Source organism: Streptomyces sp. NPDC051561 (assembly GCF_044454195.1).
Classification (GTDB): Bacteria; Actinomycetota; Actinomycetes; order Streptomycetales; family Streptomycetaceae; genus Streptomyces.
Genome location: NZ_JBITDM010000032.1, coordinates 1 through 14,212 on the forward strand (window position 1 = coordinate 1; position 14,212 = coordinate 14,212).

General features: G+C 68.6%; 17 protein-coding genes. 13 read left to right on the forward strand and 4 right to left on the reverse strand.

The features are described 5' to 3' along the window. Window positions 1-259: 259 nt before the first annotated feature. Window positions 260-550: a hypothetical protein gene (locus ACIA73_RS38105; protein WP_399443628.1), complete on the forward strand. Its 291-nt coding sequence runs from the start codon at window positions 260-262 to the stop codon at window positions 548-550. Here the strand turns inward: ACIA73_RS38105 and ACIA73_RS38110 are convergent. Then, the gene (locus ACIA73_RS38110) at window positions 495-719 is read right to left on the reverse strand and encodes a cold-shock protein (protein WP_399443573.1); all 225 of its coding nucleotides are present in this window, start codon (window positions 717-719) and stop codon (window positions 495-497) included. The genes ACIA73_RS38105 and ACIA73_RS38110 overlap by 56 nt on opposite strands. A 103-nt stretch (window positions 720-822) precedes the next feature. Continuing rightward, window positions 823-1,500: an HNH endonuclease family protein gene (locus ACIA73_RS38115; RefSeq protein WP_399443574.1), complete on the reverse strand. Its 678-nt coding sequence runs from the start codon at window positions 1,498-1,500 to the stop codon at window positions 823-825. 31 nt (window positions 1,501-1,531) lie between these two features. Here ACIA73_RS38115 and ACIA73_RS38120 point away from each other — a divergent pair, with 31 nt between their 5' ends. From ACIA73_RS38120 to ACIA73_RS38170, 11 genes are all read left to right on the forward strand, one after another. After that, window positions 1,532-1,816: a hypothetical protein gene (locus tag ACIA73_RS38120; protein ID WP_399443575.1), complete on the forward strand. Its 285-nt coding sequence runs from the start codon at window positions 1,532-1,534 to the stop codon at window positions 1,814-1,816. A 122-nt stretch (window positions 1,817-1,938) separates the two neighbouring features. Beyond that, entirely contained in the window at window positions 1,939-3,063 is a 1,125-nt protein-coding gene (locus ACIA73_RS38125; protein WP_399443576.1) for a DNA polymerase thumb domain-containing protein, read from the forward strand. Next, window positions 3,060-3,272, forward strand: coding sequence for a hypothetical protein (locus ACIA73_RS38130; protein WP_399443577.1), 213 nt, complete (start codon window positions 3,060-3,062; stop codon window positions 3,270-3,272). The genes ACIA73_RS38125 and ACIA73_RS38130 overlap by 4 nt, the downstream gene beginning before the upstream one ends. Before the next feature lie 217 nt (window positions 3,273-3,489). Next, window positions 3,490-5,277 carry a hypothetical protein gene (locus ACIA73_RS38135; protein ID WP_399443578.1) on the forward strand — a complete coding sequence of 596 codons (1,788 nt, stop codon included), beginning with the start codon at window positions 3,490-3,492 and terminating at the stop codon, window positions 5,275-5,277. A gap of 354 nt (window positions 5,278-5,631) precedes the next feature. Continuing rightward, window positions 5,632-6,060: a hypothetical protein gene (locus tag ACIA73_RS38140; protein WP_399443579.1), complete on the forward strand. Its 429-nt coding sequence runs from the start codon at window positions 5,632-5,634 to the stop codon at window positions 6,058-6,060. Next, the gene (locus ACIA73_RS38145; protein WP_399443580.1) at window positions 6,057-7,028 is read left to right on the forward strand and encodes a hypothetical protein; all 972 of its coding nucleotides are present in this window, start codon (window positions 6,057-6,059) and stop codon (window positions 7,026-7,028) included. The genes ACIA73_RS38140 and ACIA73_RS38145 overlap by 4 nt, the downstream gene beginning before the upstream one ends. A gap of 106 nt (window positions 7,029-7,134) precedes the next feature. After that, window positions 7,135-7,482 carry a hypothetical protein gene (locus ACIA73_RS38150; RefSeq protein WP_399443581.1) on the forward strand — a complete coding sequence of 116 codons (348 nt, stop codon included), beginning with the start codon at window positions 7,135-7,137 and terminating at the stop codon, window positions 7,480-7,482. 325 nt (window positions 7,483-7,807) lie between these two features. Continuing rightward, the gene (gene lexA / locus ACIA73_RS38155; RefSeq protein WP_399443582.1) at window positions 7,808-8,542 is read left to right on the forward strand and encodes a transcriptional repressor LexA; all 735 of its coding nucleotides are present in this window, start codon (window positions 7,808-7,810) and stop codon (window positions 8,540-8,542) included. 243 nt (window positions 8,543-8,785) lie between these two features. Next, window positions 8,786-9,517: a TIGR02391 family protein gene (locus ACIA73_RS38160; protein ID WP_399443583.1), complete on the forward strand. Its 732-nt coding sequence runs from the start codon at window positions 8,786-8,788 to the stop codon at window positions 9,515-9,517. 62 nt (window positions 9,518-9,579) lie between these two features. Beyond that, window positions 9,580-9,837, forward strand: coding sequence for a hypothetical protein (locus tag ACIA73_RS38165; protein ID WP_399443584.1), 258 nt, complete (start codon window positions 9,580-9,582; stop codon window positions 9,835-9,837). Window positions 9,838-9,845: 8 nt separating this feature from the next. After that, entirely contained in the window at window positions 9,846-10,214 is a 369-nt protein-coding gene (locus ACIA73_RS38170; RefSeq protein WP_399443629.1) for a hypothetical protein, read from the forward strand. A 2-nt stretch (window positions 10,215-10,216) separates the two neighbouring features. Here the strand turns inward: ACIA73_RS38170 and ACIA73_RS38175 are convergent, their stop codons facing one another. Together ACIA73_RS38175 and ACIA73_RS38180 are read right to left on the reverse strand one after the other, a co-directional pair. Continuing rightward, entirely contained in the window at window positions 10,217-10,933 is a 717-nt protein-coding gene (locus ACIA73_RS38175; RefSeq protein ID WP_399443585.1) for a hypothetical protein, read from the reverse strand. Window positions 10,934-12,111: 1,178 nt separating this feature from the next. Further along, window positions 12,112-12,405 (reverse strand): hypothetical protein, encoded by a 294-nt coding sequence (locus ACIA73_RS38180; protein ID WP_399443586.1) that lies wholly within the window; start codon window positions 12,403-12,405, stop codon window positions 12,112-12,114. An 869-nt stretch (window positions 12,406-13,274) separates the two neighbouring features. Here ACIA73_RS38180 and ACIA73_RS38185 point away from each other — a divergent pair. Beyond that, on the forward strand, window positions 13,275-14,183 hold the full coding sequence (locus tag ACIA73_RS38185; RefSeq protein WP_399443587.1) for a hypothetical protein: 909 nt from the start codon (window positions 13,275-13,277) through the stop codon (window positions 14,181-14,183). Window positions 14,184-14,212: the final 29 nt, after the last annotated feature.

Below are 14,212 nucleotides of genomic sequence, written 5' to 3' on the forward strand. Positions count from 1 at the left end.
GCCTCATCCTTCTCTGGCTCCAGCGCCACTGAATCCTTCGGACGCGGGGAGCCGTCGTCGCCCCGACGGCTCCCCGCAACTGGCGGCAGATCTACCAGCTGGCGCCGCGCGACCTCAGCCGCCGCCCGTTGCCCGAGACCGGATTCATCCTGGCCGCTGCACTGTCCCCGATCGAGCAGGCCCGCTCGTAACGCTCTCGCGCTACTCACTACGGGCCCCCATCGAAGGCACGATCAGCGAGTTCGTCAACGGCCACGGCATGCGCCAGTGCCGCTACCGCAGCGAAGACAAGGCCCACGTCCAGCACGTCCTGACCGCCATCGCGGTCAACCTCGAACGCATCGACGTCCACCTGCCCCCGCCCGCCTGCCCCGGCGTCCAACCGCTCTCCAGGGCTTCCTCGACTGGCAGCACATCCCGCGATCGCGGTCCTGGCGCGTCGCCACCCACCCCGCAGGCTGAGCTGATCATTCTCACGGTGGCGGGTCAGGAGCTCAGGTCGGCAGAGCCACGATGCTCAACGCTCGGTAGTCGTAGCCGTCTTGTTTGAAGCCGGGGGCTTCCCACGTGAGGTTCACCTGCTGCCCGGGCGACAAAGCGCGGAAGCCGGTCATCTGGATGTTGGAGTAGTGGCCGAAACAGCCGCCGGGAGTCTCGGGCGAATCGAGCACCCCCCACCCCTCTTCATCGCTCCACCATCGGACAGTCGCAGTCACCATGGCCAGGACCCTACGAGTCCTGAGGCCACCGAGCACAGAAGCGGGGGACTTTTCAAGATCCCCGACAGCGTCAGGCACTAAGGCATCGCCTGAGAACACCGGGCTACTGCCCGGCGGAGGCTTCCGGTGCGGGCTCGAATTCGACCTCGGCGTATCCGCAGCCTTCCGCGAGCTTGAGCAGGGCGTCCTGCTCGGAGCGGTCGACAGTGAGCCCCCAGCGCAGCTTCGTCGATACCCAGTCGGACAGGTAGGTGCACCGTGCGTCGGCGAGCGGCGGGAGCCATTCTGCCGGGTCCTGGTCGCTCTTGCTGCGGTTGGTCTTCGCGGTGACAGCCACCAGCGAGCGCTCGGCACCGAGGTCGTTGGCGTATGCCTGCCGGCGGGCGGCATTCCACTGGGAGGCCCCGGAGTCCCAGGCTTCAGCGAGGGGGACCATGTGGTCGATGTCCAGGCCGCCGGGGGCGGTGACGGTGACGCCGTCGTAGTAGGAGAACCAGCTCCCTGAGAGGACCTTGCAGCCCGTGCCGATCTCGGCGGGGGTGCGGGACTCGGCGACGAGGACCTCCTCGCGGGTGTCGCAGGTGTTGTGGTCGGCGTCGACCCAGTGCTTGAACGAGGTGCGCTGGTAGCCGTCGCGGGCCTCGGCGGCCAGCGGGAGAGCGCTGATTCCTTCGGCCAGGGAGATGACCTGCGGGGGAGCGGCCTGTGCGGGAGCGGCCGTGAGCAGTGGGGTGATGGCGAGGGCGGTCGATGCCAGGGCGTAGGCAAGCTTCTTGATCATGAGAACTGCATAGCGGTCCTGGCAGTCCAACATGCCCATATCGCAGGCGACTTCACCCGTGCGAGTGGGTCAGTCGTACTGGGTAGCCGATCCTGCATCGCAGGCCGACGGCAGCCGGCTGTCGACCACGGTGCGCCTGGATGCGGTCGCGGCCGTACAGGTCGGCGCGGCCGTCGCCGGTCGCCTCACCCCTGCCGAGGACTCCGCCGACGGGCGGGCGGTCCACCGGGTGGCCGACGGGCGGGGCGCCGAATTCCGTGTGGTCGACGGACGGCATGGCAGTTGCCGCTCCGTACGGCTGCGGCACGGGGACTGACGGTCGCCAGCAGCTCGCTGGCCTGCTGATCCTTTCGCGCTCGGGAATCCTACCGGCTACCCTTCGAACAAATATTCGAACATGTGTCGAGGTAGGGCGCCGCCGGTCAGGAGGGAGCTCCCGTGCAAAACCGCTTTATCCTTCGCGTCCACTTCCACCTCCCGCCCGGGGCCGGGAGCGAGGAACTGTACGAGGACCTCCTGGACCTCCTGCAGAGCTTCACTCCCCGGGTCCAGCCGCTGCTGCAGGACTACAGCGCGGAACTCGATATCACCGGGGCCCTGCGGCATTTCGACAAGGAAGCCGCCGCGCTCACCGCCATGATCCAAATGAGGGTGGCCGGTTTGCACGGCATTTCCACCAGCATTGGTGGAGGCCCTACCCGCCTGATTGCCGCGATGGCCGCCGACGTCACCGCGCCCGGCCGCGCCACCCTGATCCCACCCGGCCGGGTGGAGGTGTTCCTGCGGCCCCGCCCGGCCGCTGCCCTTCCCGGGGTGGGCCCCTCGACCGCCCGCACTCTCACCCGGTACGGGCTGCACACCATCGGCGCCCTCGCCGACACCCCGCTGCTCACCCTCCAGCGCATCCTGGGCACCGCGACCGGCAAGCTCCTGCACGATCGCGCCCGCGGCATCGACCCCCGCCCGGTGGAACCCGGCGAGTTGAGCAAATCCCTCAGCGCCCGGCACGACTTCCCCCGCGACGAACTCCTTCCGGACGCTCAGCGGCGGGCACTGCTGGCCCTCGCGGAGGACGTCGGACTGCGCCTGCGCACCACCCGGCAGGTCGCCGGCACCCTCTCGGTGACCGTCCGGTACGCCGACCGCTCCACCACCACCCGCAGCCGGTCCCTGGGCGAACCCACCCAGCACAGCCGGGCCCTGGCCGCGACCGTCTACGACATGCACACCCAGCTCGGACTCCAGCGGGCCCGCGTGCGCGCCTTCACGCTGCGCGCGGAAGGACTCGCGCCCGTCGCCGACGCCGCCCATCAGCTCACCTTCGACCCCGTCGACACCCAGGCCCACGCCGTTGAGGAGGTCGCCGACCGGCTGAGGGCCCGCTTCGGCAGCACCGCGCTGGTGCCCGCTTCGCTCGCGGTGGTGGACCGGAGCCGCTCCCCGCGCGCACGCGCGGCCGCGCGCCGCCAGCACAGTTTCCCCAGGCCCGGGGCTGCCGCAGCCCAGACCGCAGGACTCGCCCGAGACACCCGACCGGAACAGCACCAGGAGCCGTTGCCATGACCCCAAAGCCCAGCCTCTACAGGGGCTACGAGGACGAGTTCGCCCAGCTCGCCGCCACCCACCAGGGACGCCCGGCGGCGACCGTGGTCCCCCTGCTGCGCCGTGCCGCAGACCGCGTCCTGCTCGAATTCACCGAGGCCGACCTCCAGGAGCAGGCCGCCGCCATCAGCTCGGGTGCGCCGTACGGCCTGCGGGTCACTGTCAGTTGACAGCCCACGGGCACCGCAGGGGGATCGTCCCTGGTAGACCCTTCAACAGGCCAGGCCACACCCCCAGGGCGCAGAATGCGAGGGCCGTCCGGCATGCCGGACGGCCCTCGCATTCTGCGCCCGTTTGGAGACGGCGGCGTGCGGCGGCGTAGTTCGTCTGGAGTGTGTTTCACGAACTCACCCCACGCGACTAAACACTTCGTTTAGCGTGGGGTGGGTGAACCTACTTCGCCCATCGCGCAGCACCTCACTCGCCGCTGTCGTCAGCAGCGCCGACATCGCCCGGCTGGCAGGGCTGTCCCGCGGCCGCATCACACAGCTCCGCGCGCCCGGCGCCACCGACCCGCTGCCCCTGCCGGACGCCGAAGCGAGCACCGACCAGCGGCCCCTGTGGCGCGGCAGCACCGTCGCCCGCTGGTGCGCGGCCACCGGACGCCGCCTGGATCCTCGGACGGCGTCGTGGCTGCTTCCCGGCCCGGACGGGCCTCGCCTGCGGCTGGCCGAGCGGCGCACGGTGCAGCTGCGCCAGGAAGCGAAGACGGGCGCTGATCTGCGGCGGCCGCCCATCGACGTCCAGCTCGACCGCTACACCGATACCCAGACGCAGGGGCCGTCAGTGTGGCTGGCGACCGTGCTGACCCCGTCGGAGAGCAATCGCCTGTGGGGGTGGCCGCCGTTCTGGCTGCACGGCAGCCCGCTGAACAACCTGGTGCACGAGGTTCTCGACGGCCTGGAGGGCATGACGGCCGGGCCCGGTGGCCTGCTGGGCACTGTGGTCGTGGCGCCTACGGAGAGCAGGGACCAGTTCGGATCCCTTCCCGGGCTGGTCCGCGTCCTGGACCTGTTCGCAGTGGATGCCGTGCGGGCTGGGAAGAGCCAGGAGGCGGAGCGGTTCGACCGACGGCTTCGGACGCTTCCGGTATCCGCACCGGAGATGGCGGATCTCGCGCAGGCTCTGGGGCACCGTCTGGCGTGGTGGGCACCGGGATGTGCCACACCGGTGCTGGCCACCGCCTGGAAACCCGGAGCCCCAGCCGCCGCGGACATCCCGCCCGCGCTCGCCGAAGCTGACGCGTTCCGGCAGCGATGTCTGGCGGTGGCCGCGAAGCTGGAGGGCAGTCTCGCGGCTTCCGTACGGGAGCTGGGGGAGACCCGCTGGGGCCAGGCGACCGGCGACTGGCGTCCCGGCTACGAGGGTGGTCACAGCAGCCTGCCCACAGCGTGCGATCCCCGCGTCTGGGAGCCCGCGGTGCGTTTCGGCCTGTCCGGTGAACTGCACCCGTACACCGGCGACTTCTGGCAGGGATTGGACTGGCTCATGGAGCAGGCCCCGTCCCGTCGGCTGGCCCAGGACGCCCAGCGCGTCTTCGGGGACCCCAACAGCGCACGCACGGTCCTCCTCGACACCGCGCTCCTGCCGGCACCGGCAGCACCGCACCTGACCAGCGCCGTCGCCCCGGCCGGCCCGAGCACCAGCCACCGCGCACAGTGCGTCTTGGAGACACTCGACGCCCACCCGCTCGGTGCTGCGGGCACCCGGCTGGGCACCTGGCCCGCCCCGGCCGGCCCCGCTTGGTGCGCGACCGCACCCGGCACCCCCCTGATCGCCTTGCACGTCCCCCGCGAGCTGCCCGTCCCCGGCCCTTCCGTAGGCGCCTATCTGGAGGCGGTAGTGCTCCCCGCGGTCGACCCCGCAGCGGAGGCCGGACACATCAGTACGCACGGTGTGGCGCTCGTTGTCACCGATCAGGACCAGGTCGTCGTGCTGCCCGAGTACGGCAGAGCTGACCGTCTCGCGGCAGTCGTCGAGCACACCGTCTGGCACCCCGGAACCCGAGTGCTCTCCGTCGGCCTGGCTCCCAGCACGAACAGCGCTCTGAACGACGCCTTGGATTCACTGCTGCGTTCCGTGCCGCAGTGCACGCCCTGGGAACATCTGGCGGGACTGGTCGGCCCGCATCCGACAAACCGGTACTGCCCGTACTGCCCGTCAGAAGAGCAGTAGCGCAGTACCGGCGAACAGCAGCAGATTCCGGCAGCGGGAAGTTGGCCGGCCCCCGGACGCGCCCGCCCTGATCGAGCGGGCGTGCCCGGTGCTTCCGTTATTTGGCGGCCGTACCAGGCTGCCGTCCGGTGGCGGTCGACTGGTTCAGGCCAGCCTTCTTGAAGATCCGGTGGGGCGGTGGCGCGGTCGCGATACTCGAAGCCGCGTACCCGCCGCGTGCGGGGGCCGGGATCATCTGCGACGGGGGAGAAAGTGGCCGAGACGGAACACGAACTGCGCGCACGGCATGTGCTTCTCACACGTGAGTTAGCAGATCAGCACACGCGCGTTGTCGCGTTGGGGCTCGAAGGGACTGTGCCTGACGAGGCGTTCGCGATCCTGGTGGAACGCGCGGAGAAGCTGTTGGCGTTTGAGCAGCAGCTACCGGGCCGGCTTGCCGAACCGCAGCGGCTGCGCAGCCAGAAGGTGATCTTCTGGTCCTGGCGCCTCCAGTCCGGTGTGGCCGCTGTCCTCATCGCCGCGGTCTTCTTCTTCGACTACACCGGGTGGTGGCTGGTGCTGGCTGTGCCGCATTGCGTGGCCACTGTTGCCGGGTGGTCGCTGAAGGCGACACCCAAGGACCACCGGGCGCGTCGTGCGGCAGCCATCGGCCTGCACCTGCTGGGGGCTTTGCTGGTGCTGGTCGTCCTTGGAGTGCTGTCCGCCTGGTTCATCGTCGCAGTCCTTGTCGGCTGGGCTGCCGTGGGAGTGCTGTCCGCAGACGGACAGGAGGCGGCGAAATGAGTGACGACTTCGAGTACCGGATGCAGAAGACCGACCGGCAGGTCAGGGACCTGGACAGCCGCCTGGATGACCTGGAGAGCGAGCAAGAGAGCCTGAAGGGTCGATTCGGGTACACCGACGACCTGGACTACGAACTGCGCAAGATCCGCAGCGACATCTCCGAATGCGAGGAGAAGGTCGAGCGGGTCGATGAGATCGAAGAGGAACTGGGAGACCGCGTCACGACGGCGGAGCAGGCTGTCCGGCGACTCACCCAGCATGTGCGGCTGCTGGAGGGCCAGATCATGTCTGCCGGCGGAGCATCCGCTGCGGACCTGGACACCTTCACCACTGACCAGCGTGCCCTGGCCGGCGCCCTGCAGTCCGGGTGGGACGCCGCCGACGCCCTGCTTAGTGAGGATGTCCGCGACATGCACCGACGACAGGTCAATCGCTTCCAGGATGCACAGGCCCGGCACCGTGGGGCCCGCGGGGAAGTAGTCGAACTGGTCGGCGCCCTGACCGACAGCCGGTACGGCACACAAGGCCACACCGACACCGCCACGCAATTGCGCAGTGCCATCGCCAGCGAGGCCACCCTCCAGCAGGGCCTGCCCCGGCAGTCGAGCCAGGCAAAGACTGCGGCTGCCGCATTGGCAGCCGACACCGCTGCCCGCGCCGACAAACAGCCGGCGCTCGCCGCGGGCGCCCGGGCGGAGAAGCGGCTGACGCTGGCTCTGCGCAGCAGACTGGCAGAGGCGGTCAGCAACCGGTTGCTCCTGCCCGCCTGGTTCGTCACCGTTCTCGGCCCGGCGCCTCCGGCCCGCGGCACCGAGCAGTGGCTGGAGCGCGCCACCCGCGTTCTGCTGTACCGCCTCACCTACGCCATCAACGACCAGGTCCTCGCACTCGGGCCCCAGCCGGACACCGCCGACCAGCACCGGCACCAGTGGCACAAGGAACTCCTCAAGGACCTGCACCGCTGGTAGAACACCCGGTACGGCACCCCGCCGGAAGGCGGTTCGGGGAAAACCGCTCGGTGCGCGAGCGCCAGCTTCGATACTGGCGGAACGTCACACAAAAGGAGCCCGCACCTTGGACGCTGAACAGCAGCTCGCGGCCCTGCTCAACGATCTGCCCGGCCATCACGAGGCCCGTTTCTGGCGCGACTTGAAAGAATCCGCCGGCCTGTACCGCATACGCTCCACCATGGCTTCTGCCGTGCAGGAGGCGCAGGACGGCGACTTCGAGCCGCTGGCCGCGTTCGTCATGGATGTCTTCAACCGCGAGGACCAGCTCAAGGACATCACCAAAGTCCTCGCCACACATCTCGGCACCACGATGCGGGCACGTTCCTGGATCACCGACGCCATTGCGGCAGCAGACCGCATCAACCGGGCCCATGCCGTGGACCCGCTCGAGGGCCTCGTCGATAAGTGGTGAGCACCGCTACTTGTTCGAGGCGTAGGGCGTGGTGGCAGGGTGTGCCCGGCGGCAGCATCGGCTTCACGAGATGGGCACTGCCGGGCACGCACAGCTTCGCATCGGCCCCTTCCCTGCCCTGAGCGCCCTGAGCAGAGTCGTATCGATGCTGTCCGCGGATCAAGTGGACCAAAATCCTCGTGTCACGCAGGCGGCGTCGCCGACGTTCGAGCCGTGGCAGCGTGCACCGGATGTGGCATGCCCCCCTTCTTGATCGAATTTGCGTTCCCTTTCCGTGATGCGGGCATTACGGTCAGTTGCACGCACGTTCAGCAGGGGGATTCTCATGCACACCAGCACCACTGCGCCCGGACGGCCGCCGGGGATCTGGGAGGACGCGGATGGGCTGACCCTCCGTCAGCGAGCCGTCCTGGAGGCCATCACCGAATCGGTGCGCACGCGGGGATATCCCCCATCCATGCGCGAGATCGGGCACACCGTGGATCTTTCCTCCACGAGCTCGGTCGCCCACCAGATGATGGCGCTGGAACGCAAGGGGTTCCTGCACCGCGACCCGCAACGGCCGCGTGCGTACGCGCTCGCCGCCCGGGCCCTGGCCCTGGTCAGCGATCCCGTGCCCACCCCCTCGGACGACTACCTGGCGGAGCGGGCCGAGGAAGCGGAGCGCGAGGCCGCCGTCGCCCGCGTCCCGCTCCTCAGCCCGATCACCACGGGCACTTTGAACCTGGCCGAGGAGCCGGTCCAGGAGCTGCTGGCGATGCCGCGCCGGGCCGTCGGCCACGGGACGCTCTTCGCGTTGACGGTGACCGGCCAGAGCATGATCGATGCCGGAATATACGAGGGTGACGTGGTGACCGTCCGCGCTCAGAAGACGGCCGCACACGGCGACATCGTCGCCGCCCTCCCCGCCGGCGAAGGATCCAGCCCCACGGTGAAGAAGCTGCGGATCACCGAGGACGGGATGTGGCTGATGCCGTGCAACCTGGCCTTCCAGTCGATCCCGCTGCAGAGCAGCACGGCCATCCTGGGCAAGGTCGTAGCCGTCCTGCGCTCCCTGTAGCGCCGTTCTGGTTCTCCCCTTCCGCGACCACCGCCGGGATCGATCCTTGGCGTTGCGAAGGCGCGCTGTGGCGTTGCCAACGTGCCTGCTGCCAGGATGAGTTGAGCTGGGATCAGGAGTCCACCCATGCCCGAAAGCCCCGGCCCAAGCCAGAAAATCACCGAGTGATCTGCCCTCATCGAAGGCTAGCGATCAACGGGAAAATCAACGCGCAGTGCCGGCGTTACGCCGTAGCGTGCATGCATGACGTTTACGTACGTACCGCCGGTTCCGGCAGAGCAGATTCGGCAGTTGCCCACCCGGAACGTGGCCCTTCTCCTGCTGGAGCATCTCGCCAGCGGCGGCGACCTCCAGCAGTACGGCGGAACGATGGGAGGGGCCCGCCAGGCATTCCACGATGAGCCGGATGTCGATGTTCTCCTTGCACGCTTGTCCGACGCCTGGTCCTGGCTGGAAGCGCATGCACTGTTGTCCCGGGTGCACGGTCAGTCGGAGAACTTTCGCCGCCTGTCCCGTGAGGGCCGCGAGCTGGCGAAGGATCCGCAGGGGATAGCGCGATTCGAGGCGCGTCAGCGGCTGTCCGGTGCCCTGCATCCCGCCCTGGAGGGAACGGTTCGCACCAACTACGACCTGGGTGACTTCGAGACAGCGTGCTTCGCCGCAATGAAAGCGGTTGAGGTCGCTGTCCGCGACGCCGCCGGGCTCGATAACTCCCTGGTCGGCGTGAAGCTGATGAGGGCCGCATTTCTGCCAGCCCAAAATGGCAAGGTGGGTGGGGCGCTCACCGATGAGGGAGCAGAAGGAGGCGAGCAGGATGCCGCTTCCGCACTGTTTGCCGGTGCCATGGGCGTGTACAAGAACCCCGCCAGTCACCGTACGGTCGATTTCGAAGATCCGATCGAGGCAGCCGAGATCATTCAGTTTGCCGACCTTCTGCTGCGCAGAGTGGAGCGCGCCAGACGGCGCCAGAACTGACGGGTACGGGTACGGGTACGGGTACGTACCCGTACCCTGGCGTCATGGGAAGGAGCTCCACCATGTCTGATGCCAACGTCCGGATCCCCGAGGAAGCCAAGGACCGGCTCGCCGCGATCGCGGCCGCCGAAGGACTCTCGCTGCGCGCCTACCTGGCCCGTCTCGCCGACACCCTGCTCACCCCGCAGGAGCGAGCCGACCGCGCGGCCGCGGCCCGGGCCGCGCTCCAGGAATGGAACGGGTACGCCCCGTCCAAGGTCGAGGAGCAAGACCTCGACAGCGAGCTCGACCGCCGTCTCGCCCGGGTGCAGCCCCGGTGAGCGGGACGATGCACATCGTCCTGGACGAGAGCGCGATGGCCGCCGTCGGCCAGGGCAACGTCCTCGCCTCCCGACTCATCCACCGCGCCCATGCCGAAGCCGAGTGGTTTCTCTACGCCCCGGCCTGCGCTCTCGTCGAAGCCGACCGGGCACGCCCCGGCACCGCCGAACACCTGGCCGCGATGCCTGGCATCACGGTCCTGGACCTCGACCTGGCCGCCGTACTCGACATGGCCAGGCGGGAGACGTGGGCTGCCGCACACAGCCAGTACGCAGCCCAGCCCACACCCGACCGCCCGGACGGCGCCGTGATCGCCACGACCCTGCCCAGCCGATGGGAAAAGGAAGCGGTCCGCGTGCTCGACCTCACCCCCTGACGTCACCGGTTCGACTCCCGCCAAAGCTCCTCGTACTGCTGAACCGCCTGCCGGGGGAGGGCGCGGGCCATCCACCTCATCGATGCACCAGCTTTGCGCAGGGTGGCGACCTGCCGTCGATAGTCGTATCCCTCAGGGCTGGCGTGAACGCGCAGGTAGAGAGGGCCATCGTCGGGAGCGTGGCCGAAGTAGAAGGCGCACGTGTGGTCCCACTGGTAAGGAGCGCCCTCGGGCGCGCACCAGCAGAAGCGGTGGGCCAGGTGTACGGGCAGTCCCCAGCGCGGGTGGCACAACCGGTCAACGAACCGATCGTGACCGGAGGCCCGCGGGGAGGCAGTGCGGGCGTCGATCTTCCAGCTGTCGCCGTCGTCCCAGATCTGCACGCGGTAAAAGGTGGCAACGGTGTGGAAGAGCGCGCTACGCCGCAGCAGCCCGCTGCCCACAGCTGCTCGATTCGATCGTGAGCGCTCAAGAAGGGGGTAGGCACCGAGGTAGTCGGCTTCCACGGCGTCCAACTGTCCGTTCGCCCACAGAGGCCGTAGCGTGTTGTCCTCGCACCAGCGCCGGTGCCGGCCTTCGATGTCTACCCAGTCCTCTTCCACCTCCCCGGGGAGCACGAGCGTCAGCTCTGTCTGCTCAGGGTCCTGGACCATGCGCAAGCGGAGCCGCCTGCCGTCCGCCGCAGTCCTGTCGATCCGCAGGCCGGGGATGCCGCGCACTTCGAGTCCCCCTTCCGGTCCGGGAGTGGTGGGAAGGAGCCGGCTGAGGCAGTGCTCCGGAAAGGAGTACTGCCGTCCTCCCAGGAAGGCATCCAGGTGCAGGGTGAGGGACGTGGGGGAGCAGGAAACCGACGCGATTCCCAGCGGATGGGCGCAGAGATCAGGAGACGTGCCCAGTTGCTCCAGTACGAGGCTCTCCAGCCTCTGCTGCGCCCCCGTGGCCTCGGGCGCCGGGTGGGTGGAAGGAAGGCCGGAGCGAGGGGAGTTCCCACTGCACTCAGTCCAGTACCGGAGCTTGCGGGACGTCCACGACGAGCGGGTGTTCACAACAGCGCCTTCCTGACGCATGCGGCCCGATCCCGGCGTCAGTTAAACACTGATGAGCTGGACGTTTTGTGCTGTGGGTGGTGCAGGCCGGTGCAGTACCACGCTCCTTGCGCTCCGCTACGCCGGATCGGGCGGCGAGGGAACGCGGCCCGCCTCGGGCCATTCCGAGCCCACTATCCAGCAGTTGAGCAGAAGAGTGCGGCGGCCCGCCGGGCTGTCACCTGGACGGGCGCTGAAGTGCGTTCCGTGCAGGGCCTTGACTGAGGACGTCAGAGGTTTCAGCTATGCGTTCGCCCGACGGCAGCATCGGCTTCAGAAATGGGCACCGCCGGGCGACGTACAGAGTGACACCCCGGCCTGATGCCGCCGGTGCCGGGGGTCGGAAACGCCTCGCCACCGACATCTCGTTCCGTGCGGCGTGCTGACGACGAGGTGCTGGTCGCGCAGGGCGGCGCTCTCCAGCGCCCAGACCTTTCACCCGCCGGCCGCGCAAAGCACGCGGGGCTTCACGGACTGTCAGAGGGGCGATCGTCCTCGCGGCGGGTCGGAGACAGGGGCGGTGGAGCGTCTGGGGTGCGGCGACGGAGCCGTTTCAGAGCCCAAGTGGTCACAGTGACGGAAACGATGGTGGTGATACCACCAAGGAACTCGGACAGGGCCTGGGTAAGTACGTCGGCCATGTGGTGGTTGCAGCGCGCGGCGAAGGGGCCCGGCCGCGCGCCGGCTCCCGTCGAGACGAGATCGGTCGGCAGTGCACCCCCGGGCCCACGGGTGCTGTCGGGAAGCGGAGAGGGCGTACGGACAGCTCCTGGACGGCCTGCGGAGTGCGGCGGTTGCCCCGTCCGAGGGCTTTACCGGTGGGAGCGGTACTTCACCGCCGCGACGCGGTAGATGGCGGCAATCACGACTTCGATGTCATCGCCGTTGCGCAGCCGGCTGCGGACGGGGACACCGTCGGGTGCCGTACGTTCCAGGACGTCTGCGGTGAAGTGGTGGTCGAGTAGCTCGCGCGCGGCCTCTGGACGGCGGAGGCCCGTAACGGAGGACCAGTGGAGGAACTCCTGCGGATCCGTGACGCGCTGACACCAGTCCCGCGCGAGCTCCCAAGCCTGTGCACGGCTGCACCTGGGCAGGGTGTCGAGCACGTGACGGAAGACGAAGACATCGAGGCCCTGCGTACCCGATCGTGCTTGAGATCCGTTGCGCCGGAAGGGAGTTGCGGTGCGGCTCGAACGGCGAAGATCGGGTCCCAGGCGGAGCCCATGCGCACGGGCGATCTCTGCGGGAGACAGCTGCCGGGTCGGACGCTGCGGCATATGAGCAGGTGTCGGAGGTGTCCCAGCGGGGGCGGGTCGATTCCTGCAGAGGTAGCGGTAGAGAGCGGCTGCTTCTTCGTCGTGACCGAAGTCAGGGTGCATGAGGTTGCCTTCCGGCTGGTTCGAATGATTCCGGACATGAAGAAGGCCCCGTTCCGGAAGAACGGGGCCTTGTGAAGGAACGGGCGCTGGGGGCTCACTGACGGGAGCCGGGCACGTGCGGGCATGAAAAAAGGGCGAGGAACTTAGTTCCTTCACCCTGGTGTTGGCCGGCGGTTTCTGGCACGCCGAAGACGCGGCCCATCCTGGCAGTAACAGAGCCCGAAAACAAGGACATTGAGCGGCACTGGGGAACCCGCTCGGAGTCCAGTGCCGGGCGTGAGCATGAAAAAGGGGCGAAGAACCTGCCCCTTCGCCCTGTCCTCATCCGGTGCGTTTCTGGGCACGCCGGATCTGCGCCCCATCCTGGAGCCAGCAGCCCCAGAAAGCAAGGGCACACGGGCAAGCGTCACGACGGCCCTACACCTCGCTCGGCCGACGATCCAGCGCTGCGCACCTGCCTGACTCACTTAAACCCCGCTGACCTGCACCGAGGTCCAGGGAACGGCGGCAACCCCGCGTCACCATCGTACGGAGGACGCTGCGTTGTCAGACCCGGCTTCTACGGTGCGGTGGTGACTACGACACGAAGCAACAGCGTGATCGAGGACATCGACCCGACGGTGGTCCCGGAGCTGGACAGCACTCTGCAGAAGACACCGCAGTGGGCAGAGGAGCACGCCCTGGTCCTCCTCCAAGGGCTTCCCGAAGGGGAGTCCCTCGTCCACACGACCACCCCAGCACAGCTTGCTGCGCCCGCGTTCATTGCCCTGGCCGCCCGCGCGGGCGCACCCATCTTGTACTGCGGGCCCGACATACTGGCGGGTGCCGATCTGCCAGCCGACGAGGAGTTCAAGGACCTCGGCACACGCTTCTCCCGCCCGGACCACGCCCTGCTGGAGAACCTTGTCGAGCAGCTTTCCGGGGAACAGGGCCGTTGCCGCGAGCTCACTCTGAGTTTCGTGGTCGCCGGAGTCCTTCACGTGTGGCGAGCCGACGCCGCCTGGTGGGTTGAGATCACTGACCAACTCTCCGGGCTGGAGGAGAAGTACGAGCAGCGACCGGCGACTGAGGCAACGACCCCGCCGGAGGATCCCCGGTCCACGCCGCAGGAGGCCAACCGCCTCGCCGGCCTTCTGGAGGATCTTCCGTCGTTCCGGGAAGCCACGAAGAACGCCGAAAGGGAGCGTATCGTCCTGCGCGAATTGCCCCAGCTGCAGTCAGTCCGGCGTACCGGCCTGAGCTGGCTCGGGCACGACGCGATGACTGAGGCGACGCTGCGCGTGGCCGAGGCGACGAAACGCATCTACACAGAGTTCTCAGCCGACTTGCCGAAGCTGGCAACCGAGCTCATGGAGTCAGGGCGGCTGGATCCGGCGGCGAACGCCGCTGCCCGGCGCAGCACTATCCGGGCCTTCGTGCAGGAGCGTTCCGGCGGGTATCCGCCCACGAAGGAATTCGTCGAGCTCCTCTATGGGGAGCCTGCGTTGCGTAAGGCCCGCCCGTAGCAGGCCGGACACCCGGGCCCTGTCGCCTT